Origin of the sequence: Mycobacterium sp., from assembly GCF_965229105.1 — a bacterium.
Classification (GTDB): domain Bacteria; phylum Actinomycetota; class Actinomycetes; order Mycobacteriales; family Mycobacteriaceae; genus Mycobacterium.
On the sequence record NZ_OZ245858.1, the window covers coordinates 1,387,157 to 1,408,995 of the forward strand.

Sequence of the window (21,839 nt, forward strand, 5' to 3'; positions counted from 1 at the left end):
GCCTTTTACCGGGTCGTGAGAGTCATGGGCAGGTGGGCGAAGCCGCGGACATTGCTGGAGTGCACGCGTACCGAATTGGCCTCGTCCACTTCGTATCCGCGGATGCGTTTGAACATCTCTTCAAGTGCGACACGGGCTTCCATCCGGGCCAGGTGCGCACCAAGGCAGAAGTGCGCACCGCTGCCGAAGCTTTGGAGCTTGGCGCCGATGTCGCGGCCGATCAGGTAGTCATCGGGATTTTCGAAAGCGCGCTCGTCGCGGTGCGCCGAGCCTGGCAGCAGCAACAGTACGTCCCCGTCGGGGATGGTGGTGTCATACAGCGTCAGTTCGCCGGCCACGGTCCGGGCCAGAATCTGGCTGGACGTGTCGTAGCGCAGTGTCTCCTCCACCCACAGCGGAACTCTGGAGAAATCGTCGTAGATCGGCGCGATCTGGTCGGGGTTGCGATGCCCCCAGAAGGCAGCATTGGCAAGGAGTTTGGTGGTTGTCTCGTTACCCGCGATGACCATCAGGAACATGAATCCGATGATCTCGTCCTCGGTGAGGCGGTCGCCGTCGATCTCAGCCTCCAGCAGCGCCGACGTCAGATCGTCGGTGAGCTTTTCGCGGCGTTCGCGCACCATCTCCTGGTAGTAGACAATCAAATTCAGCGACGCTTCGACTGCGGCCGCAGGGACATCGGTGACGCCTTCGTCGCGGTGCATCACACCGTCGGCCCAGGCGCGAACCTGGTCGCGGTCCGGTTGGGGCACACCCATCAATTCGGAGATGACGTCCATCGGCAGTTTGCCTGCGAACTCATTGACGTAATCAACAGTTCCGCCGGCGCTTTTCTCCATCATTACGTCGAGATGCTGATTCGCGATCTCGGTGACGCGCGGCTCCAGTTCGCGAATTCGCCGCGGCGTGAACCCCTTTGACACCAACGTGCGCAGCCGTAGGTGCGATGGATCGTCCATCGCCAGGAACGACATCGTCTTGGCCGCGTGCGGTCCGCGGGATGCCGGATCCAGCGAGACGCCGAATTTGTTGGACAGGGTGGTGCTGTTACGGAACCCCTGCAGCACATCTTGGTGCCGCGACAGAGCCCAGAAGCCGAGCTCGTCGTTGCGGTACAGCGGTGCCTCGTCACGAAGCCGCTGGTAATAGGGGTACGGATCTTCGTGGAAGTCGTAGTTATACGGATCCAGCAGGATCTCTGATGCACTGACGGTCATGGAGCTTCTCCCAAGATGAGGCCAACCGCGTAGGCCAACCGATCGGCGATCTGGTGGTAGGTGAAGTAGCCGCTGCCCGCCTGTACCAGCGCACCGAAGAACGTCATTTCCAACGCCGACAACAGGCGCTGGTCGGGGTCGGGGCCGTACGCCGAGGTGATGCGACGATGAATCTCGGCGCCGATGCGTTCCCGAACGCGCCCAACGGCGTCGTCATTGCCGCCACCTAACAGCGCTGTGGTGCAGGCGGCCGCGACCTCTGGCTCGTCGGCGACGGCCAGGGCCATGCTGCGCAGTGTCCGCTCGACCCGACTCGGCATGGGCTCGTTGACGTCGGTGAAGTAGGGGGCCCGTTTGATGAGGTCCAGGTAAACCTCGGCGATCAGATGGTTCTTCGAGGAGAAGTAGGTGTACGCGGTGGCGGGCGCGACTTTGGCGCGCGCGGCGACGGCACGCACAGTCAGATCGCCGTATGAGGACTCGCGCAGCATCTCGATACCGGCGGTCAGGACCTTGCGAAAGGTCTCTTCCTGCCTGCGGTTGCGAGGGCTCTCCGCTGTGATGGCTACCACTGCGTCACTGGACACATGTCCAACTTATCTGACGGCAGTGTCGCTAGGCAAGCGGTGCAACTCAAAAAGGCCATGACATGTATCGATGCAAATAATACCCGTCTTCATCGAGAACACCCTTGCGACGGGCGCGCATCGAAGGATATGGTGCCACGGGCATACAGCCGGACACTTGTCCAGAAATTTAGGGGTGATCCGATGGCCTTACTGGGTGATCGCGAAAGTCGACTGTTCATCGATGGCAAGCTCGTCGCCGGCGCCGGGGGCACGTTCCCCACGGTCAACCCGGCCACCGAGGAAGTCCTGGGGGTCGCCGCCGACGCAACGGTCGGCGATATGGGCGACGCGATCGGCGCAGCGCGGCGGGCGTTCGACGATACGGACTGGTCCACCAACGTCGAGCTGCGAGTGCGGGGCATCCGTCAACTGCAGCAGGCGATGCGTGACCACGCAGAAGAACTACGGGAATTGGCGATCGCCGAAGTCGGTGCGCCCCGCATGCTGACGTCGATGGCCCAGCTTGACGGTCCGATCGAGGATCTCAGCTTCTGCGCGGACACCGCCGAGAATTACCAGTGGACCACTGACCTGGGCATCGCGGCGCCGATGGGCATCAAGACCCGCCGGACCATCGCGCGGGAAGCGATCGGTGTCGTCGGTGCGATCACCCCATGGAATTTCCCCAACCAGATCAACCTCGCCAAGCTGGGCCCTGCGCTGGCGGCGGGAAATACGGTGGTGCTCAAACCGGCGCCCGACACCCCGTGGAGTGCGGCCGTCCTCGGTCAGCTGATTCTTGAGCACACCGACATCCCGGCCGGTGTCGTCAATATCGTCACATCCAGTGACCACGGCGTGGGTGCATTGCTGTCGCGGGACCCGAGGGTCGACATGGTCTCGTTCACGGGGTCGACCAACACCGGACGCGCCGTCATGGCCGACGGCGCGGCCACGCTGAAGAAGGTATTCCTCGAGCTCGGGGGCAAGTCGGCCTTCCTGGTACTCGACGACGCCGATCTCGCGGGTGCGTGTTCGATGTCGGCCTTCACCGCGTCGATGCATGCCGGCCAGGGTTGCGCCATCACCACCCGCCTGGTGGTACCGCGGGCTCGCTACGACGAAGCCGTCGAGGCGGCGGCCGCTACGATGGCGGGACTCAAACCGGGCGACCCGACGGACGCGGGCACCATCTGTGGTCCGGTGATCTCTGCGCTCCAACGCGACCGCATCCAGGGCTATCTGGACTCGGCGACCACCGAAGGTGGCCGATTCGCCTGCGGCGGTGGACGTCCCGCCGATCGCGATACCGGCTTCTTCATCGAGCCGACGGTTATCGCCGGGCTGGACAACAATGCCAAGGTCGCCCGTGAGGAGATCTTCGGCCCGGTGCTGACGGTCATTGCCCACGATGGCGACGACGATGCTGTGCGGATCGCCAACGATTCCCCGTATGGGTTGTCGGGCACGGTGTTCTCCCCGGATGAGGAGCGCGCCGCCGGTGTGGCTGCGCGGCTGCGCGTCGGGACGGTGAACATCAACGGCGGCGTCTGGTACTCGGCGGACGTGCCGTTCGGTGGTTACAAGCAGTCGGGTATCGGCCGGGAAATGGGACTCGCGGGCTTTGAGGAATATCTCGAGCTCAAGGCAATCGCCACAGCATCGAATTAGGAGACACAGTGGGACTTTACGGAGATCAGTTCAAGGAGAAGGTCGCGATCGTCACCGGTTCTGGTGGTGGCATCGGCCAGGTGTATGCGGAGGCACTGGCTCGGGAGGGGGCCGCCGTCGTCGTCGCCGACATCAACATCGAGGGCGCCAAGAAGGTTGCCGACGGGATCAAGGGTGAGGGCGGCAACGCGCTCGCTGTCCGGGTCGACGTATCTGATCCTGAGTCGGCCAAAGAGATGGCGGCGCAGACACTTTCCGAGTTCGGCGGCATCGACTATCTGGTGAACAATGCCGCGATCTTCGGCGGGATGAAGTTGGACTTCCTGGTCTCCGTCGACTGGGACTACTACAAGAAGTTCATGAGCGTGAACATGGACGGTGCGCTGCTGTGCACCCGCGCCGTGTACCGCAAGATGGCCAAGCGTGGCGGTGGCGCGATCGTCAATCAGTCGTCCACAGCCGCGTGGCTGTACTCCAACTTCTACGGGTTGGCCAAGGTCGGGATCAACGGTTTGACCCAACAGTTGGCCACCGAGCTGGGCGGCCAGAACATCCGGATCAACGCGATCGCACCGGGCCCCATCGATACCGAGGCCAACCGGACCACGACGCCGCAAGAGATGGTCGCCGATATCGTCAAGGGAATTCCGTTGTCGCGCATGGGCGAACCCGAGGACCTGGTTGGCATGTGCCTGTTCCTGCTTTCCGACCAAGCCAAGTGGATCACCGGGCAGATCTTCAACGTCGACGGCGGACAGATCTTCCGGTCATGAGTACTGGCCTCAAGCTCGGTTACATCGGCCTGGGAAATCAGGGCGCGCCGATGGCCAAGCGGCTCGTCGACTGGCCCGGCGGTCTCATCGTTTTCGATGTGCGCACGGAGTCGATGACACCGCTGGCCGAGTTGGGTGCGGGGCTGGCCGACAGCGTGGCCGACGTCGCGCAAGCCGATGTCATCAGTGTCACCGTGCTCACCGACGCGCAGGTGCGTGACGTGGTGGGACAGCTTGCCGCGCATGCCAAACCGGGCACGGTCATCGCGATTCATTCCACGATCGAGCCCACCACCGCCAGCGAGCTGGCTGAACAGTTGCGCCCCAGCGGTATTCACATTGTCGATGCTCCGGTCAGCGGTGGCGCCGGTGCCGCAGACAAGGGTGAGCTGGCCGTCATGGTCGGTGCGGACGACGAGGCCTACGACCTGGTCAAGCCTGTGTTCAAGCAGTGGGCCTCGATGGTGGTCCGCGCCGGCGAGCCGGGTGCGGGTACCCGGATGAAGTTGGCTCGCAACATGCTGACGTTCATCGGCTTTGCTGCCGCATGCGAGGCGTCGAAGCTGGCCGAGGCGGCGGGGATCGACCTGCAGAAGCTGGGCCGGGTGGTGCGCCACAGCGACGCTCAGAGCGGCGGCCCGGGTGCCATCATGGTTCGCGATGACACCAAACCGCTTGAGCGGGAACACTTTGTCTACGACATGTTCATCCATACCCGCGGACTGGCCGAGAAGGATCTGAAACTGGCCCTCGGGCTGGGTGAGGCCACCGGTGTGGAACTGCCGTTGGCGGAGATAGCGTTGCGCGACCTGGCCGCCGGACTCGGTGTGCCGAATACAACGAAGGATTAGGCATGGACGAACTGCGTCAAAAAGGCCTGGCGAAGATGAACGAGGTCTATGGCTGGGAGATGCCCGACTCGCCTGGTGACTACTTCGCGCTGACCGCTGACCATCTCTTCGGCACGATCTGGAGTCGTCCCGGTCTGTCCATGCGGGACAAACGCATCATGACGCTGACCGTGGTTACCGCGCTGGGTATTTCGGACTTGGCGGAGATCCAGGCGAATGCCGCGTTGCACAACGAGGAGATCAGCGCCGACGAGCTCAAGGAGATGGCGATCTTCCTCACCCATTACCTGGGTTTCCCGCTGGGCTCGAAGCTCGACGGTGCCGTAACCAAGGTCATCGCCAAACGGAAGAAGGCGGCTGAAAAGGGCGAGGGCGAGGACAAGAAGGCCAACGTCGACGACGCTCTGCGGATGCACTCCGGCAAGGGCCGCGAGGACTGACGCTGTGCGATTCGGGCGCGCGAAACCGCTCAGAGCGCGGCTGTGCGCGCCCGAATCGCTCGGGTGGTGACCGCTGATCCGACCCAGCGGCGCAGGTAGGCCCGTAGTTGCTCACCTGTTCGTGGTGGTCGGCCGGGGTCGATGACGAATGACTGGATGATGCGCAGCAGGTGCTCGGCCAGTTCGTCGAGATCGGCTTCGTCATAGCCCAGCTGCGACCAGTCGACGTCAAAGCGGTGCAGCATGGACTTCGCGAATTGCACCGCGATATCGGAGGTCACCGATTCGGTGTGGGTGGTGGCGCGCCCAGGCTCGATCAGCAGGCCGATGTGCTTATCCGCGGGCAACCACTCCAGTGCAGTGGCGATCGCTTCGGTGACCGCCTCCACCGGGTCTGTCACGCCCTGCAGGTGCGCGGACAACCGGTCGAGAAAGTCGCCCGTCGTGTGCACCGCCGCCGCCACCAACAGGGCATCGGTACTGGGGAAATAGCGGTAGACCGTCTGCCGCGTGACGCCAAGGGTGCGGGCCACGTCGGCGATGCTGATATCGGCGCCGCGCTCGTCGATGGCCTTGCCCGCGGCGGCGAGGATGCGCGCGATGGCTTCTTCGTCGGTGGCAGGGGCAGACCCTGACCAGCCGTGGGTGCGCATGGACAGATGATAGCCAGCCGGTAGGTCAACCCGAGTAGCTGACCCGCAACTCCTTGACGCCGTTGATCCAGCCCGATCGAAGCCGTTGGGGTTCGGCCAGTTTCGAAATATCCGGCACCTGGTTGGCGAGCTCGTTGAAGATCAGGTTGATCTCCATGCGGGCCAAGTTTGCGCCGATGCAGAAATGCGCGCCATTGCCGCCGAAGCCCAGGTGCGGGTTCGGATTCCGCTGGATGTTGAATTGGAAGGGGGAGTCGAACACTTTTTCGTCGTAGTTGGCCGAACTGTAGAACAGCCCGACGCGCTGACCCTCGCTGATGGCAACGCCGCCGAGTTCGGTATCGGCCAGCGCAGTGCGTTGGAAGCAGTGCACCGGGGAGGCCCATCGAACGATCTCGTCGGCCGTGGTGACGGGGCGCTCGCGCTTGAAAAGTTCCCACTGCTCAGGGTTTTCGAGAAATGCGTTCATCCCGTGGGTCATGGCATTGCGGGTGGTTTCGTTACCGGCGACGGCCAGCAGGATGACGAAGAAGGCGAACTCGATATCGCCCATCGCCTCACCATCGACGTCGGCCTGCACGAGTCGGGTGACGATATCGTCGGCAGGATTTCGCCGCCGGTCCTCGGCCATGGTGTAGGCGTAGCCCATCAGCTCGGCATTGGCGACCGTCGGGTCGGAGTCGAAATCCGGATCGTCGGTGTTCATGATGCAGTTGGTCCAGTGGAACAGCTTCGCGCGGTCGGATTCGGGCACGCCGAGCAGATCGGCGATGGCCAGCAACGGCAGGTTGGTGGCGATATCGTCGACGAAGTTGCCGTCGGCCTTCTGGGCCGCAGCGGCGACGATCTCGCGAGCGGCGGTCGATAGCTTCTCCTCCAGCGCGGCCACCGACCGCGGGGTGAACAACCGGGACACGATCTTGCGCAGTCGGGTGTGTTCGGGTGCGTCGTGATTGATCAGCAGCGCCTTGGTCAACTCGAGCTGCTCGCTGGTGACGCCGTCGGGAAGACGCATCACCGCGCCCTTGCGGTTGGTCGACCACAGCTCGCTGTTGCGCGAGATCGCTTTGATGTCCTCGTGCCGGCTGATCACCCAGTAGCCGCCATCGTCGAAGATCGAGTCCGACTGCTCGTTCCACCAGACGGGCGCGGTGCGGCGCAACTGCGCGAACTCGTCGACGGGAATGCCCCGCAACAGGACATCAGGGTCGGTGAAGTCGTATCCCTGGCCGAACGGGCTGACGCTTTCCACGGTGGTCACGACGAATCGCCTCCTCTTGTGACGTGAGACACGTATACCGAGACCATACACCTTTGAATTGTGTGTATGGCCGCTGGAATCACGCAGTGGGGGACCGATCGGGTACTGAGGGACGTACCGTATAGGTTACGGTAGGGGCTCGACGGCAATAGGAGATGGCGTGGCGGATGATGCTCGGCCCACGTGGTCGCGTGATCTGCTGGTGGACACCGCCGTCGAATTGCTCAGCGCGGGTGGCCCGGCGGCCGTCACCGTCGATGCCGTCACCCGAGCGGCGCAGGTGTCCCGGGCGACGCTGTACCGCCAATTTCCCAGTGGCAGCGAACTATTGGCGGCCGCGTTCGGGCAGGTGATTCCCTCACCCACACTGCCACCGGACGTCGGTTCAGTAGACGAGCGGCTGGTTGCGGTGCTGCTCAACCTGGCGGCGGGGGTCAAGGCGGCGCCCCTGATCGTGACAGCCATGTGCTGGCTGTCGGTGGAGCGTGGCGGCAGCCGTCTGGAGGACACCGTGGTGCCGGACGGCACCGACGGCGAGGAGCACCGACTCCTGTGTCAGCGCCTGCTGAACTGGTGTACCTCACCGCTGGACCAGGTCTTTGACAGCGCCAGGGCCTGGGGCGAGGTTGGTCACGTCGACCGGAAGATGGCCTTCGCGCTTCTGGTGGCACCGGTGATCGTCGGCTGCGGCGACCGGCCCAGGGACTGCGCCGTCGCGGCCGTCGAAGCATTCATGAAGGCGGAATCGTCATCCCCGGCATTGGATAGATGAAGCACTCGACAGACAGGGGGCATATTCGTGATTCGCGTCGTGCAGTGGGCGACCGGAACCGTCGGCAAGCACGCGGCCACCGCCGTGCACCGACATCGCGACTGTGAGCTGGTCGGCGCTTACGTCTACAGCCCCACCAAGGCCGGCCGCGATATCGGCGACATCTGCGGTATCGGCCCGATCGGGGTGATTGCCACCGCCGATCCCGAGGAGATCGTCGCTCTTGACGCCGACTGCGTGCTCTACATGGCCCAGGGCGAAGGCAATCCGACGGGCGCTCTCGACGATATCTGCCAGCTGCTCGAATCTGGTAAGAACGTCATCTCGACCGCCGTCACCGCCTTCATCTATCCGCGCAGCGCAGGAGAAGAGGTCGTCGAACGACTGGAGGCCGCCTGCGCCAGGGGTGGCACGTCTTTCCACGGCACCGGAATCGAACCCGGCTGGGCCGCAGAAGTATTGCCGTTGACGATGTCGGGTCTCTTCAGCCGCATCGACGCACTGCTGGTGCAGGAATTGCTGGACTACTCCAGCTACGGCAGCGCCCCGATGCTGTTCGACATCATGGGCTTCGGGAAACGCCCCGACGAGCCAGTGCCGATGGGTGACCCCGCAGCACTCCGGCCGACGTTCGGCGCGCCGCTGATGCTATTGGCTGATGGGCTCGGTGCCGAGATCGAAGACTTCGAATTCCACCGTGAGGTCGCGGTGACTGATCGCGATATCGAGGTCAAGGCGGGGCGTGTCGCAGCGGGCACGGTCGCTGCGCAGCGATTCGGTTTCAGTGCGGTCATCGGTGGTCGCCGCGCGCTCACCGTCGAGCACATCACCCGGCTCGGCGACGACCAGGCGCCGCACTGGCCCACGGGCCGAGGCTGGAAGGTCACCGTCGAGGGCAGTCCGTCGATGGTCCTGGAATCACGCATCGCGACCCACGGCGAGGACGAGACCGACCAGGGTTGTCTGGGGACTGCCATGCACGCGGTGCACGCGATCGGGCCCGTCTGTGCGGCCACCCCCGGCATTCGCACGTTCCTGGACCTGCCGACCATCATCGGGCGGCACGTGCTGGGCTGACGGACCGATAAAGTGAACACTCGTGCGCGTCCTCGTTATCGGATCCGGTGCCCGTGAACATGCGTTGCTGCTCGCATTGCGGCGCGATCCCGCCGTCGAGGCGCTTGCGGTAGCCCCGGGTAATGCCGGCACCGCGGCGATCGCCGACCAGTACGAGGTGGACGTCTCATCCGGTGACGCGGTCGTGGCGCTGGCCCGCAAAGTGTCCGCCGACCTGGTGATCATCGGTCCCGAGGTACCGCTGGTGCTCGGGGTTGCCGATGCGGTACGCGCCGCCGGTATCGCCTGTTTCGGACCGTCGAAGGACGCCGCCCGGATCGAAGGTTCGAAGGCTTTCGCCAAGGACGTGATGACGGCGGCCGGGGTGCGCACCGCTGTCAGTGAGATCGTCGACAACCCCGCCCATCTGGATGCCGCACTGGACCGATTCGGGCCCGCCGCCGGGGAGCAGGCCTGGGTGGTCAAGGACGACGGACTGGCAGCAGGCAAGGGCGTCGTGGTGACATCGGATCGCGATACCGCTCGCGCGCACGCCGCCTCCTTGCTCGACGACGGCCATCCTGTCCTGCTCGAATCGTTCCTGGACGGTCCTGAGGTCTCGCTGTTCTGCGTGGTGGACGGTGAGACGGTGGTACCCCTGCTGCCGGCGCAGGATTTCAAGCGGGTCGGCGACGGTGACGCCGGGCCCAATACCGGCGGGATGGGTGCGTATGCGCCGCTGCCGTGGCTGTCGGAGGAGATCACCGCAGCCATCGTGACCGAGATCGTCGAACCGGTTGCCGCCGAGCTGGTCCGCCGGGGTAGCTCATTCTCCGGCCTGCTGTACGCCGGCCTGGCGATCACGTCCAAAGGTCCCTCGGTCGTCGAATTCAACTGCCGCTTCGGCGATCCCGAGACGCAGTCGGTACTGGCGCTGCTGGACTCGCCGTTGGGTCAATTGCTCAACGCCGCGGCCACCGGCGAGCTCGCGACGTTCGAGGGCCTGCGCTGGAAAGACGGCTCCGCTGTCACCATCGTGATCGCCGCGGAAAACTATCCCGGCCGCCCCAGGGTCGGTGATGTGATCACCGGGTCCGAGGCCGATGGGGTGCTGCACGCGGGCACCAGCCGCCGTGCGGACGGCGCGATCGTCTCCGCAGGTGGACGAGTGCTGGCAGTGGTCGGCACCGGTGCAGACCTGGATGCGGCACGGGCCGACGCCTATGCCACGGTTGCGTCGATTCGCCTGCCGGGCAGCCATTTCCGCACCGATATCGGACTGGCCGCCGCGCAAGGACACATCCAGCTCTGAGTGCGGTTTGCGCGTTGGCGCAAAGCCGACCGGAACTCATGCCGTATGGCTTACAGTTGACCCGTCCGTCGGGGTCTGACTGTCAGCGGACCCGCACTTTTTGGAGGTCCGTTGTCCGAGATCGAACGTGTCGCAGTCGTCGTCGGCGGCGCATCGGGAATCGGCTGGGCAATCGCCGAGGGTCTGGCCGCGGAGGGTTATCGGGTGATCTTCGCCGACGTCAACGGCGAAGGTGCGGCACACAGGGCCCGTGAACTCGGCGCCCCGCATTCGTCAGCGGCGGTCGACGTCACCGATGAGAGCACCGTCGCCAAACTCTTCGAACAGGCGGGACCCGTCGACGTCGTCGTCAACACTGCCGGTTTCGGCGACTTCGGGCGGATCACCGAACTCGATATGGACCGGTTCCGCGCCGTCATCGACTGCTGTCTGACGGGCGCTGTGATCGTCGCCAAATACGCGGGGCAGAAGCTGCGCGACGGTGGCTCCCTGGTCTCGATCACCTCGCTCAATGCCCGCCAGGCCGCCCCGGGGATGAGCGCCTACTGCTCGGCGAAGGCTGGGCTGGCGATGTTCACACAGGTGGCGGCGTTGGAGTTCGCGCCGCGCAATATCCGCGTCAACGCCGTCTCGCCGGGCTTCGTGCACACCCCGCTGACTGAATTGGTCACTCTCGCTGAGGGAGTGCTCGAGGACTATCTGGAGAACACGCCGCTCGGTCGGGTCGGCAACCCCAAGGATGTCGCCGACGCCGTGCTGTATCTCTGCTCGGACAAGGCGTCCTGGCTGACCGGTGAGGTCCTCGACATCAACGGCGGTGCGCATCTCAAGCGCTATCCCGATGTGCTCGGTCATATCGACCGCATGGCTGTGTCTTGACGGCGACGCCGTCGTTTACCGGTAAGCAGGCGATCGTCACCGGCGCCGGCTCGGGGATCGGCGCGGCCCTGTCGCGGGCGCTGATCTCCGCGGGCGCCGAGGTGCTCTGCACCGATATCGACGCGGCCGCCGCCACCCGCACCGCCGATGCGCTGGGTACGAAGGCCCGCTCGATGCGCATGGATGTCACCGATGCGGCGGCGGTACAAGCCGCGGTCGATGATGTCGTGGCCCGGACCGGTCGTCTCGACCTGATGTTCAACAACGCGGGTATCACCTTTGCCGCCGATACCGAGAAGCTGACGCTGGACCAGTGGAACGCGATCATCGACGTCAACATCCGCGGGGTGGTGCACGGCGTCGCCGCTGCCTATCCGGTGATGATCCGGCAGCGGCACGGACACATCATCAACACCGCGTCGATGGCGGGCCTGGCCGCGGCCGGCCTGATCACCAGCTATGTGACCACCAAACACGCCATTGTCGGGTTATCCCTGGCACTGCGCACGGAGGCGGCGGCGCACGGTGTCGGCGTGCTGGCGATCTGCCCGACCGCGGTGGAAACCCCGATCCTGGAAAAGGGCCTGCCCGACGGTTTCGACGGCCGCGCGTTCTACAGCAGCGGGCAGGGCAGCAAGAGCTTTTACGATCCCGACCGGCTGGCACGCGACACCCTGCACGCGATCGAGAAGAACAAGGCGCTACTCGTGGTGCCCCGAACTGCCCACGCCGCGTGGCTCTTTGCCCGGCTGGCACCTGGTGTGCTGCAGCGGATGTCCATCGGCTTTGTCGCCAAGCAACGCAGACAACAACTTTCCGTATTGGAAGGAGAAGTTCGATGACGTCAGCGGTGTCGATACCCCGTTACCCCACCGAGGTCACCAGTGCGTGGCTGTCGTCGGTACTGAGCGGTAGCGGCGCCCCGGTGGACGTCCGCGATGTCGATGTCACGCCGGTTGGCACCGGCCAGACCGGTGCCACCTATCGCATCGCGGCCACCTACGCAGGGAATCCCGGTGACCTGCCGGGCACCTTCATCATCAAACTGCCCGCTCAGGACGACACCGTCAGAGACCGGGTGGTCCTGGGCTATCGCAGTGAATGTGCCTTCTATCAGTCGGTGGCGCATCGGGTGCAGGTTCCGATTCCCCAGTCCTTTCACTGCGAGATATCCGAGGACGCAGCCAATTACGCGCTGCTGTTGACCGATGAGGCACCCGCCGTCCAGGGTGATCAGATCCTCGGTTGTGGTGAGTCGCAAGCGCTGCTGGCCGCCAGGGCGATCGCCGGTTTGCATGCCCCGACCTGGAACCAGGACGAATGGCTGACGTTCCCGGGTCTGGCGATGTCGATGTTGGACGACGCCTCGAAAAAGGGTCTTGGTGATGTCGCCATCTTGAGCGCAGACATCACGGTCGAAAAACTCGGCGCGAAGTTGAGCGCGGCCGACCAGGAGATCTTCGTCGAGGCGATGGCATTGGTCACGCCGTGGCTGACCGATATCGGCCGATTCAGCCTGATCCACGGAGACTATCGGCTCGACAATCTGCTGTTCCACCCCGACAACTCGGCTATCTGGGTCGTTGATTGGCAGACGCTCGGCGTGGGTCTACCGGCGCGCGATCTGGCGTACTTCGCGGCCACCAGCTTAGAACCCGACGTGCGGGCCCGAGTCGAGGACGATCTGGTGACGGCCTATCACGAGGCATTGCTGAGCTACGGCGTCACCAACTACGACCGCGAAACATGTTGGTATGACTATCGATACGGCATGATCCAGGCTCTGCTGATCTCGGCGCTGGGGTTCGCGTTCGCTGTCGGCACGGACCGGGGCGACGATATGGTTGCCACGATGTTGCGGCGCGGCTGCCAGGCGATCCGCGAACTGGGCACCGTGGATCTGGTGCGGGCCGCGCATGCTGCGCGTGGGTAACCGTTCCTCGCCGAGCAGTCGCAAAGTACCCCCGACACGCCGCACGCGAGGGGATTTTTCTGGCTGCTCGCGGGGGATGTGTTGACGCGCGTCAGTAACCATTGACGCGCGTCAGAAAGGTCGATAGTGTCTCCGATCACACAGGAGGTGCGATTGTGCTTGGCTCACGTCCGCGTACCGCGGTCATCGGTGCGGGTATCAGCGGTCTGACGGCGGGAAAGATGCTGTCGGACTACGGTATTCCGTACACGACATTCGAAGCATCCGACCGGATCGGCGGGAACTGGGCGTTCGGCAACCCCAACGGGCACAGCAGTGCCTATCGCTCACTGCATATCGACACGTCCAAACACCGGCTGGCCTTCAAGGACTTTCCGGTTCCGGAGCACTTCCCGTCGTTCCCGCATCATTCCGATATCAAGGCATATCTCGACTCCTACGCCGATGCGTTCGGGCTGCTGGACAATATCGAGTTCAACAACAGGGTGGTGCACGCCCGACCACATGACGGTGGCTGGGAAATCGAGGATCAGGCCGGCGCCACAAGGCAATTCGACCTGCTGGTGGTGGGCAACGGTCATCACTGGGACGCCCGGTTGCCAGATTTTCCCGGCACGTTCACCGGCGAAGCCATTCACTCGCACCACTACATCGATCCTCACGCCCCGGTGGAGATGACGGGTAAGCGGATCCTGGTCGTCGGGATCGGCAACAGCGCGGCGGATATCACCGTCGAGCTCTCGTCGAAGTCCCTACAGAACACGGTCACCTTGTCGACTCGATCCAGCGCGTGGATCGTGCCGAAATACATTGCCGGCCAACCTGGTGACAAGTTCTTCAAGACCTCGCCGCACCTGCCGCTGTCGTGGCAGCGCAAAGCTGCGCAACTGTTTGCGCCACTGGTGGGCGCCGACCCGACGAAGTACGGATTACCAGCGCCCAATCACAAACTCTTCGAAGCACATCCGACGCAATCGGTCGAGTTGCCGCTGCGGCTCGGCTCGGGAGACATCATCCCGAAACCGAATGTTGCCCGCCTCGACGGTGACACCGTTCATTTCGAGGACGGCACCAGCGATACCTTCGACGTCATCGTCTACGCCACCGGATACAACATCACCTTTCCGTTCTTCGACGCTGACGTCGTCGACGCCCCCGATAACCAGATTCGGCTCTACAAGCGAATGTTCGCCCCCGGTATCGACAATCTGGTCTTCATCGGCTTCGCGCAGGCCATCCCTACGTTGTTCCCGTTTGTCGAATGCCAGTCGCGGGTGCTCGCCGCCTACGCGGCAGGGAAGTACGCGCTGCCCCCGGTCGCCGAGATGGAGCGGGTGATCGATGCAGACCAGCAGATCCATGCCGGACACTGCACCGACCGGCCGCGGCATACCCAGCAGGTGGACTACTTCTATTACGAGCACGATATCCGCACGCGTGAGCTCAAGGCCGGACTGAAACGTGCTGCCGCACAGACGAAGGTGCTGGCCGCCGGATGAGATCGCAGACCGACCGGCGACCTCCGCAGCGCAGTGATCTACGTCGGGAGGCGATCCTCTCGGCCCTGGATCGCTGGCTGCAGGGCAGCGACCTCGACGCCATCAACGTTGCCGAGATCGCGAAGGAGGCTGGGGTCACCCGGTCGGCGTTCTATTTCTATTTTGAGAACAAGGCTGCGGCGGTCGCGGCCCTGATGGAACAGATGATCGACGAAACCTTGTCCGTCAACCATCTTTTCACCACCGCAACTGGATCACCGCAGGACCGCGTCCGGACCATGCTCGACGGGTTGTTCGCGATGGGGGAGCGCCACCGGCACCTGTTGAAGGCCATGTTGGAGGCGCGCGGAACCGGCGGCTCCATCCACGAGATCTGGGATAGTGCCAGGGCATCCTTCGTCGACTCCGTCGCGGCCATGATCCGATCCGACCGAGCCGCAGGCCGGGCGCCGGACGGCCTTGACGCCGCGGTGCTGGCATCGGTGCTGCTGGAGGTCAACGACCGGATATTGGAACGACTCACCCTTGGCGGCCCGTTGATGCGGGCTCAGTTGATGGACGGCGCCGCCGCCATCTGGCTCAGCACGCTCTATGGCATCACCTGGATGCCGGAATGGTCTCAGGAGACGGCATGACATTCACCGAGATGCAGTTCAGTTCTGACGGTACCGTCTGCAGCGCATGGTATTTCGCCGCTGAGTCAGATGCACTGTCCGGGCCGGCCGGTAAGCCGGTGGTGGTGATGGGCCACGGTTTCGGTGGTACCAAAGATTCCGGTCTTGCCCCGTTCGCCGAGAAGTTCAGCGCGGCGGGCCTGGATGTGGTGGCCTTCGACTACCGTGGGTTTGGAGCCTCCGAAGGTGATCCGCGGCAACAGATTTCCATCAACCGCCAAGTCGCGGACTACCAGGCGGCAGTGGCCTTCGCGCAACGGCTGCCCGGCGTCGATGCTAATCGTGTCGCCCTGTGGGGGTCGTCGCTATCTGGTGGGCATGTGATCCGGGTGGCGGCCGGCCGCGACGATATCGTCGCCGTTATCGCGATGACACCGCTGACGAATTCGTTGGCGACAGGGCGTGCGGTGATCGCGCAGTACAGCCCGGTGACGGCGCTGCGGTCAACGGTGGACGGGGTGCGCAGCCGACTGGCCGTGGCGCGCGGTAAGGCGCCGATCATGATGCCGGTGGTCGCGCATCCGGGCGAGCCTGGGGCATTGGCGTTATCCGGTGCCTACGACAGCTACGTGTCGATGGCAGGCCCGACCTGGCGCAACGAAGTCGATGCAACAGTCGGACTCGAACTGTCGATGATCAAGACCAAGGCGTACGCCAAGGCGCTCCGGGCCAAGCTGCTGGTGCAGATCGCCGATTTCGACCGCTTTGTACCGGCTGACTCCGTCGCCAAGACGGCGGTGCAAGGCAGGGGACTGGTGCACCGCTATCCGTGTGATCATTTCGACGTCTGGCCCGGCCACGACTGGTTCGACAAGGCCGCCGGCGATCAGGTGAGGTTCCTCCAGCGTTCGACGGCGGCCGAACCCGTGCGAGTTTCGGCGGTCGCGCTCTAGCTGGGCAGGCAGATTATTGTTTGCTATGTAAGTCATTCAGTGCGGCATAAGAGCGAAAAATTGTCGACAGTATCGATACTGCCGACATCGGCCCAGGCTGATGCGGAAACAGGGACGCGTTTGCGCGAGTTATCGGCATAGCCGAACGCGACATGAACGGCAAGGTAAATTTGCTGCATGAGGTCGCCGCGGGGCGGCTGAAGGGTTACGTTGATCTCCGGTTGGCCATTGCTACGTTGCCGGAGGAGATCGATGGACGGGTTGAAGATCGCATCGCGCGGCGCGGGTGCGGTGGTCGCGGCTGGCTTGTTTGTCGCCATCGGCAGCGGCACCGCTCTCGCGGCACCGGACGATTCATCGACCGGTTCGTCAGCGTCCTCAGGTGTCAAATCGGTGGGTACCAAATCGACACATTCGGGCTCAAACACACAGGCCGGTCAGCGGTCGAAGCCTGCGCAATCAGCAGGCGCCTCGACAGCGTCGACAAAGTCCATCGTTTCGGCTGCGGTAGCCGAGGCTCCGACCCTTGTCCGTGCGACCACCGCCCGGGTGACGCGGACACCAAAGTCGTTGGTGAGCAACGAGTCCAGTCAGTCGGAATCAACGACGTCGCCGGCCGTCGTCGCTACGCAAGAACTGCCAAGCGCCCAGGTCGTGGCGACGGCTGACCCTGCGCCCACCATCGCCAGCGTGGTGCATGAGTTGCTCAGCGTTTTCGGGCTGACTGCTGCGCAGACTTACCCTGTCGTGCCGAGCGGCGATCCGGCGTCCTGGTCATTGTTGGCGTGGGCGCGCCGCGAAATCGGCAGGGTGCTGTCCGATGGCGAGCTCAGTTCGTCGCCGGTGCAGATCCAGCAGACGGTGACGTCCACAGTCGTCGGCTCGGTCAACATCACGAACCCGTACAACGACGCGGTCGGCTACCAGGTGGCCACCGGTCCCGCCAAGGGGACCGTGGTGGTGAACTTCGACGGTATCTACACCTATACCCCCAGTGCCGCGCTCGCTGCGGCCGGTGGTGTCGATACCTTCACAATTGCATACCACGACAACAGTTTCCATCTCTTTGGCAGCCCGACCAAGATGGTTACCGTGACCGTTGCGGTCACGGGCCCGCAAGGCGCCATCATCAACACGAATGGCACCGGAGCGCAGTCGATCGTGCTCAGCGGCAACGGTAAACGGGGATTTGTCCTCAACACTGACAACAGAATCTCGGTGGTCGATACCGATCCGACGAGCACAACCTACAAGACGGTGATCGCGACCATCCCCTTTACCAAGTCCATTACCGACGCCGACGGTGTCACCGGGACCATCGTCCCGAAGGTGATCGCTCTGGCCGCCGACGCGACGGGTTCGACGCTGTACATCGCATCGACCGATACCCCCAGCGGGGCGGGCGACCATACGCTGACGGTCGTCACGCTCACCTCTGGCGTGGTGGCCGATGGCGGGCCGCTGATCACCAGCTCGGTAGTGGGTAGCACCGACACCGGCGACGCACCAACCGATCTGGCGCTCTCGGCGGACGGCTCTCGCGTCTACGTGTTGACCACTGGCACCGCTGGCGGGTCGACGGTGAAGGTTATCGATCCGACGGCTATCGGAACGGTCGGTGCGATACTCGGCTCGGCGGCAGCAGGCGCGGGGAGTAACGCCCTTGCCGTGGACGCCAACGGCAAGGTCTACGTCCTCAACGCCGGTGATGGCACCGACACCGGTACGGTGTTGGTGATCGATCCGGCGAACGGAAACGCAGTCACGACCATCAAAGTGGGTGGGAGCCCACGGGATATCGCGTTCGGCACCGGCGCCACCGGTGCCGGTAGCTATGCCTATGTGGCGAACTACCTGAGTAACAGCGTCTCGGTGATCGATACCAACGCGGGCTCGGCGACCTACAACCAGGTGATCGCCACCATCACCGTCGGCGGCGAGCCGAGCGCCATCGCGGTCAGCGCCGACGGCAAGCACGTGTACGTCGCGCAGTCCTACACCAACAGCGTCGCGATCATCGACACCGCGACCAACACGTTGACCGGACGCATCGACACCACGGCCGGTGGTACGCCGACCGGTATCGCCCTCTCTTCGGATGGCACAAGGGCATTCGTCACCAACTTCCTCAGCGACACCATCACCGACCTCTCCATCACGCCCACGTTGACCCCTGTGCCGCCGAGCACCGATCCGGGGCTGCTTGGCTCGACACACGGCTTTCAGGTGTACAACCTGAGCAGCCAGCCGATCACACTCACCAAATTCCTGACCGACGGCAAGGTCCAGGCAGGGGGCCCGGGCGTCGGGACAGTCATCGCTCCGGGCTCTTACGTGGACTTCGAAGTGATCGTCTACGGGTTCAAGAACAACCTCGTTGAGCCGGTCTTCAGTGTGCCGACGGCATCGGCGCCGATCGATGTGGTGCTGGAGAACGTCAACACCACCCGGCATATCGCGCGGTGCGGCAGCGGCGGCGATCAGTGTGCGGCGCTGGGTGACTACAGGGTCGCGTTGATGGATCCCCCCGGGACCGTCATCACGCTCGACGCGAATCAGAACAGCCAGGCGCAGCAGATCGGCCAGACACTCAGCGATCTATGTGGCAGCGCCATGGCGACATGCAACTTCACCGCGACTTCCGAACTGCTGACTCACGACAAACTCAAGCAGTACGGGAACGGGCTGGAAAATCAAACGTCGAACCCCATCATTTTGAAGACGACCACCACTCGGACGGTCACCGAATCCATCCAGGACAGCGTCCAAATACAGATACAGAATGTCGAAAAGGCCATCTTCGAGAAGGTCACCGTGCAAGTGCAGGTCAAGTTCCAGCACACGTGGACCGAGGCGAAGACCTTCAGCCAGGAAATCGACGCCACCGTGGACCCCGGCTACGGGGTGCAGATCTGGACTTCCGACCCGATCTACCGCGACTACGGCAACTTCACCCTCAAAATGGGCAACACCACCTGGAACCTGAACAACATCTACTTCGACAGTGCCCGTCCCGGCGGCACTTCCACCTATGTGGTGACGCAGACGAAGCTGGCCGACTAGGCAGAGGGTGCTGGAAGACGACTGTGGCTCATTCCGTCGCAGCCGTGCGCTAGAACACCGTCGCACCCAGGTCGACGGCGATCTTGGCGGCGGTGACAAACCGGGATTCGTCGCTGGCCAGCCAGCTCACCGCATCCGAGATGTCTTCGGGCTCGGCGATGAAGTCCGGCAGGAACGGCGTGACCATGCTCATCAGATTGGGGTTCGCTTCGCTGGCCCTGGTCAGGGCGCCCATCATGTCGCCGGTGCCCATCGGGGTGTTGACGGCGCCCGGATGCAGGCTGTTGCAGCGGATCTTGTACTGACCGAGTTCGGCGGCGAAACCGCGCGCCATCCCCGTCACGGCGTGCTTGCTGGCGGTGTAGTGAATCATGAACGGCTGCATCTTGATCCCGGCAGCCGAGCTGACCAGGATGATCGACCCGCCACGGCCGCCGTCGATGATTTTCTGGGCGCCGGCGATCACCGCGTTGAACGTGCCGTTGACGTTGATGTCCATCACGTCCTTGAACGACTCCGGGGTGATCTGGTTCCACGCCTGGGGAGCGGTGATCCCGGCATTGGCGACGATGACATCGAGGCGCCCGAAATCGGCGACGCCGCGATCGACGGCCTCGGTGAGCGCGTCCAGGTCCCGAGTATCGGCCACAGTGGCGTGAATGCGTCGTCCGGTCGCCTCGACCAGACGTACGGTCTCGGCGAGATCCTCTGGCGTCGCCGAGTCATAGGGCACGCTGGGTGGAAGGGGACCGGCCAAGTCGACGGCGATGATGTCGGCGCCGTCGTTGGCCAGTCGGACCGCGTGTGCGCGGCCCTGGCCTCGTGCTGCACCGGTGATGAAAACGACTCTGCCCGACAGTCTTCCGCTCACATACGCTCCTTGACGTTGGTTATCCCGACGCGGTGGCGCCGTCGGGTCGGGTAGTGGTTAGGCTGGCGACGCGGCATACGTCAACAGCCTTATCGAAACACTCACAGTAATGCTTATGATAAGTGTCGCTCGACGAGACAGTTCGGGTACGAACTGGCCAGATAGCCTAGCGAGCGTGACATTCGATGCTCAGTTTGTAAAGTTGCACGCGAACGGGCCACAGATGCGAGGAGCATGCCGACGATGACCGCCCAGAATGCGGCTGCCGCTGAGGTCAGTGCCGAGGACTTCCGGGAGATTCTGGCGCAGACCCGCCAGTTTGTCCGGACGGCAGTGGTACCACGCGAGTCGGAGATCCTCGATGAGGATCGGGTGCCCGATGATCTGCGCGAACGGGCCAAGAAGATGGGCCTGTTCGGGTACGCGATCCCGCAGGAGTGGGGTGGCCTCGGTCTCAATCTCATGCAGGACGTCGAACTGGCGATGGAGTTCGGCTACACCTCCCTGGCGCTGCGGTCGATGTTCGGCACCAATAACGGCATCGCGGGGCAGGTGCTGGTGGGTTTCGGCACCGACGAGCAGCGGAGCACCTGGCTCGAAGGCATTGCTTCGGGCGAGGTTGTCGCGTCCTTCGCGCTGACCGAGCCGGGCGCCGGATCGAATCCGGCAGGGCTGCGGACCAAGGCTGTGCGTGATGGTTCCGGGGCGAACGCGGCGTGGGTGATCAACGGACAGAAGCAATACATCACCAACGCGCCGACCGCCGATCTATTCGTGGTGTTCGCCCGCACCCGGCCCGCCGACGCCGACGGAGCTGGGATCGCGGTCTTCCTCGTCCCGGCCGATACTGCTGGTGTCGCGGTGGGAACCAAGGACGCCAAGATGGGTCAGGAGGGCGCGTGGACCGCCGATGTGAACTTCTCTGACGTGCGGGTTCCGGACAGTGCGTTGGTCGGTGGCAGCGAAGATGTCGGTTATCGCGCCGCGATGGTCTCGTTGGCCCGCGGGCGGGTGCATATCGCCGCGCTGGCGGTGGGGTCGGCGCAGCGCGCACTGGACGAGTCGGTCGCGTACGCAGCGACAGCCACCCAGGGCGGCACGCCGATCGGAAATTTCCAACTGGTGCAGGCGATGATCGCCGATCAGCAGACCGGTGTGATGGCGGGCCAGGCACTGGTCCGCGAAGCCGCTCGCAAGTGGGTGGCTGGCGAGGACCGTCGGATCGCGCCGTCGGCGGCGAAACTGTTCTGCACCGAGATGGTCGGCCAGGTCGCCGATCTCGCGGTGCAAATCCATGGCGGCGCAGGGTACATGCGGGGCGTGGCCGTCGAGCGAATCTATCGGGAGGTTCGACTCCTGCGGTTGTATGAGGGCACCAGTGAGATACAACGACTGATCATCGGCGGGGGTCTGGTCAAGGCCGCGCAGAGACAACAGAAGGGCAGGTAGCCG

The 21,839-nt window shown here is 63.9% G+C and carries 21 protein-coding genes; 15 read left to right on the top strand and 6 right to left on the bottom strand.

Features of this window, described 5'->3' with window-relative positions:
• Positions 1-5: 5 nt before the first annotated feature.
• Positions 6-1,217, bottom strand: a complete 1,212-nt coding sequence (locus tag ADBZ9O_RS06710; RefSeq protein ID WP_526529576.1) for a cytochrome P450 — start codon at positions 1,215-1,217, stop codon at positions 6-8.
• On the bottom strand, positions 1,214-1,804 hold the full coding sequence (locus ADBZ9O_RS06715; RefSeq protein ID WP_526529578.1) for a TetR family transcriptional regulator: 591 nt from the start codon (positions 1,802-1,804) through the stop codon (positions 1,214-1,216). The genes ADBZ9O_RS06710 and ADBZ9O_RS06715 overlap by 4 nt, the downstream gene beginning before the upstream one ends.
• A 183-nt stretch (positions 1,805-1,987) precedes the next feature.
• Here ADBZ9O_RS06715 and ADBZ9O_RS06720 point away from each other — a divergent pair, with 183 nt between their 5' ends.
• Genes ADBZ9O_RS06720 through ADBZ9O_RS06735 form a run of 4 tightly spaced genes read left to right on the top strand, consistent with a single transcriptional unit; the run spans position 1,988 to position 5,521 of the window.
• A complete protein-coding gene (locus ADBZ9O_RS06720) occupies positions 1,988-3,457 on the top strand; it encodes an aldehyde dehydrogenase (protein ID WP_526529580.1) in 1,470 nt (489 codons plus the stop codon).
• Between the two features lie 8 nt (positions 3,458-3,465).
• Complete coding sequence (locus ADBZ9O_RS06725) at positions 3,466-4,230, top strand: SDR family oxidoreductase (RefSeq protein ID WP_526529582.1); 765 nt, start codon at positions 3,466-3,468, stop codon at positions 4,228-4,230.
• Positions 4,227-5,081, top strand: coding sequence for an NAD(P)-dependent oxidoreductase (locus tag ADBZ9O_RS06730; protein ID WP_526529584.1), 855 nt, complete (start codon positions 4,227-4,229; stop codon positions 5,079-5,081). The genes ADBZ9O_RS06725 and ADBZ9O_RS06730 overlap by 4 nt, the downstream gene beginning before the upstream one ends.
• Before the next feature lie 2 nt (positions 5,082-5,083).
• Positions 5,084-5,521: a carboxymuconolactone decarboxylase family protein gene (locus ADBZ9O_RS06735; protein WP_526529586.1), complete on the top strand. Its 438-nt coding sequence runs from the start codon at positions 5,084-5,086 to the stop codon at positions 5,519-5,521.
• A 29-nt stretch (positions 5,522-5,550) separates the two neighbouring features.
• On the opposite strand, the gene ADBZ9O_RS06740 is transcribed toward ADBZ9O_RS06735, so the two are convergent.
• Positions 5,551-6,174, bottom strand: coding sequence for a TetR/AcrR family transcriptional regulator (locus ADBZ9O_RS06740; protein ID WP_526529589.1), 624 nt, complete (start codon positions 6,172-6,174; stop codon positions 5,551-5,553).
• A 25-nt stretch (positions 6,175-6,199) separates the two neighbouring features.
• The gene (locus ADBZ9O_RS06745) at positions 6,200-7,435 is read right to left on the bottom strand and encodes a cytochrome P450 (protein ID WP_526529591.1); all 1,236 of its coding nucleotides are present in this window, start codon (positions 7,433-7,435) and stop codon (positions 6,200-6,202) included.
• A gap of 160 nt (positions 7,436-7,595) precedes the next feature.
• Here ADBZ9O_RS06745 and ADBZ9O_RS06750 point away from each other — a divergent pair, with 160 nt between their 5' ends.
• The 9 genes from ADBZ9O_RS06750 (at position 7,596) to ADBZ9O_RS06790 (ending at position 16,453) form a co-directional block, all read left to right on the top strand.
• Positions 7,596-8,207 carry a TetR/AcrR family transcriptional regulator gene (locus ADBZ9O_RS06750; protein WP_526529593.1) on the top strand — a complete coding sequence of 204 codons (612 nt, stop codon included), beginning with the start codon at positions 7,596-7,598 and terminating at the stop codon, positions 8,205-8,207.
• 27 nt (positions 8,208-8,234) lie between these two features.
• A complete protein-coding gene (locus tag ADBZ9O_RS06755; protein ID WP_526529595.1) occupies positions 8,235-9,284 on the top strand; it encodes an NAD(P)H-dependent amine dehydrogenase family protein in 1,050 nt (349 codons plus the stop codon).
• Between the two features lie 22 nt (positions 9,285-9,306).
• Complete coding sequence (gene purD, locus ADBZ9O_RS06760; RefSeq protein WP_526529597.1) at positions 9,307-10,575, top strand: phosphoribosylamine--glycine ligase; 1,269 nt, start codon at positions 9,307-9,309, stop codon at positions 10,573-10,575.
• A 111-nt stretch (positions 10,576-10,686) separates the two neighbouring features.
• Complete coding sequence (locus tag ADBZ9O_RS06765; RefSeq protein ID WP_526529599.1) at positions 10,687-11,454, top strand: SDR family NAD(P)-dependent oxidoreductase; 768 nt, start codon at positions 10,687-10,689, stop codon at positions 11,452-11,454.
• The gene (locus ADBZ9O_RS06770) at positions 11,451-12,296 is read left to right on the top strand and encodes an SDR family NAD(P)-dependent oxidoreductase (RefSeq protein WP_526529601.1); all 846 of its coding nucleotides are present in this window, start codon (positions 11,451-11,453) and stop codon (positions 12,294-12,296) included. The genes ADBZ9O_RS06765 and ADBZ9O_RS06770 overlap by 4 nt, the downstream gene beginning before the upstream one ends.
• On the top strand, positions 12,293-13,387 hold the full coding sequence (locus tag ADBZ9O_RS06775) for a phosphotransferase family protein (RefSeq protein ID WP_526529603.1): 1,095 nt from the start codon (positions 12,293-12,295) through the stop codon (positions 13,385-13,387). The genes ADBZ9O_RS06770 and ADBZ9O_RS06775 overlap by 4 nt, the downstream gene beginning before the upstream one ends.
• A 221-nt stretch (positions 13,388-13,608) precedes the next feature.
• Positions 13,609-14,886 carry a flavin-containing monooxygenase gene (locus tag ADBZ9O_RS06780; protein ID WP_526532911.1) on the top strand — a complete coding sequence of 426 codons (1,278 nt, stop codon included), beginning with the start codon at positions 13,609-13,611 and terminating at the stop codon, positions 14,884-14,886.
• Entirely contained in the window at positions 14,883-15,521 is a 639-nt protein-coding gene (locus ADBZ9O_RS06785) for a TetR/AcrR family transcriptional regulator (protein WP_526529605.1), read from the top strand. The genes ADBZ9O_RS06780 and ADBZ9O_RS06785 overlap by 4 nt, the downstream gene beginning before the upstream one ends.
• A complete protein-coding gene (locus ADBZ9O_RS06790) occupies positions 15,518-16,453 on the top strand; it encodes an alpha/beta hydrolase (protein WP_526529607.1) in 936 nt (311 codons plus the stop codon). Before ADBZ9O_RS06785 ends, ADBZ9O_RS06790 begins: the two co-directional genes overlap by 4 nt.
• A 32-nt stretch (positions 16,454-16,485) precedes the next feature.
• On the opposite strand, the gene ADBZ9O_RS06795 is transcribed toward ADBZ9O_RS06790, so the two are convergent.
• Positions 16,486-16,881 carry a hypothetical protein gene (locus tag ADBZ9O_RS06795; RefSeq protein ID WP_526529609.1) on the bottom strand — a complete coding sequence of 132 codons (396 nt, stop codon included), beginning with the start codon at positions 16,879-16,881 and terminating at the stop codon, positions 16,486-16,488.
• Positions 16,882-17,002: 121 nt separating this feature from the next.
• Between ADBZ9O_RS06795 and ADBZ9O_RS06800 the strand changes: the two genes are divergently transcribed.
• Entirely contained in the window at positions 17,003-19,516 is a 2,514-nt protein-coding gene (locus tag ADBZ9O_RS06800) for a YncE family protein (protein WP_526529611.1), read from the top strand.
• Positions 19,517-19,565: 49 nt separating this feature from the next.
• On the opposite strand, the gene ADBZ9O_RS06805 is transcribed toward ADBZ9O_RS06800, so the two are convergent.
• The gene (locus ADBZ9O_RS06805) at positions 19,566-20,387 is read right to left on the bottom strand and encodes a mycofactocin-coupled SDR family oxidoreductase (protein WP_526529613.1); all 822 of its coding nucleotides are present in this window, start codon (positions 20,385-20,387) and stop codon (positions 19,566-19,568) included.
• A 243-nt stretch (positions 20,388-20,630) separates the two neighbouring features.
• Here ADBZ9O_RS06805 and ADBZ9O_RS06810 point away from each other — a divergent pair, with 243 nt between their 5' ends.
• A complete protein-coding gene (locus tag ADBZ9O_RS06810) occupies positions 20,631-21,836 on the top strand; it encodes an acyl-CoA dehydrogenase family protein (RefSeq protein ID WP_526529615.1) in 1,206 nt (401 codons plus the stop codon).
• Positions 21,837-21,839 lie beyond the last annotated feature (3 nt).

What these genes read in the sequence shown, in the direction of transcription:
- ADBZ9O_RS06790 (WP_526529607.1), top strand. Translation starts at nt 15,518, where the DNA reads ATGACATTCACCGAGATGCAGTTCAGTTCTGACGGTACCGTCTGCAGC.
- ADBZ9O_RS06775 (WP_526529603.1), top strand. Translation starts at nt 12,293, where the DNA reads ATGACGTCAGCGGTGTCGATACCCCGTTACCCCACCGAGGTCACCAGT.
- ADBZ9O_RS06730 (WP_526529584.1), top strand. Translation starts at nt 4,227, where the DNA reads ATGAGTACTGGCCTCAAGCTCGGTTACATCGGCCTGGGAAATCAGGGC.
- ADBZ9O_RS06810 (WP_526529615.1), top strand. Translation starts at nt 20,631, where the DNA reads ATGACCGCCCAGAATGCGGCTGCCGCTGAGGTCAGTGCCGAGGACTTC.
- ADBZ9O_RS06785 (WP_526529605.1), top strand. Translation starts at nt 14,883, where the DNA reads ATGAGATCGCAGACCGACCGGCGACCTCCGCAGCGCAGTGATCTACGT.
- ADBZ9O_RS06710 (WP_526529576.1), bottom strand. Translation starts at nt 1,217, where the DNA reads ATGACCGTCAGTGCATCAGAGATCCTGCTGGATCCGTATAACTACGAC.
- ADBZ9O_RS06720 (WP_526529580.1), top strand. Translation starts at nt 1,988, where the DNA reads ATGGCCTTACTGGGTGATCGCGAAAGTCGACTGTTCATCGATGGCAAG.
- ADBZ9O_RS06735 (WP_526529586.1), top strand. Translation starts at nt 5,084, where the DNA reads ATGGACGAACTGCGTCAAAAAGGCCTGGCGAAGATGAACGAGGTCTAT.
- ADBZ9O_RS06780 (WP_526532911.1), top strand. Translation starts at nt 13,609, where the DNA reads ATGCTGTCGGACTACGGTATTCCGTACACGACATTCGAAGCATCCGAC.
- ADBZ9O_RS06740 (WP_526529589.1), bottom strand. Translation starts at nt 6,174, where the DNA reads ATGCGCACCCACGGCTGGTCAGGGTCTGCCCCTGCCACCGACGAAGAA.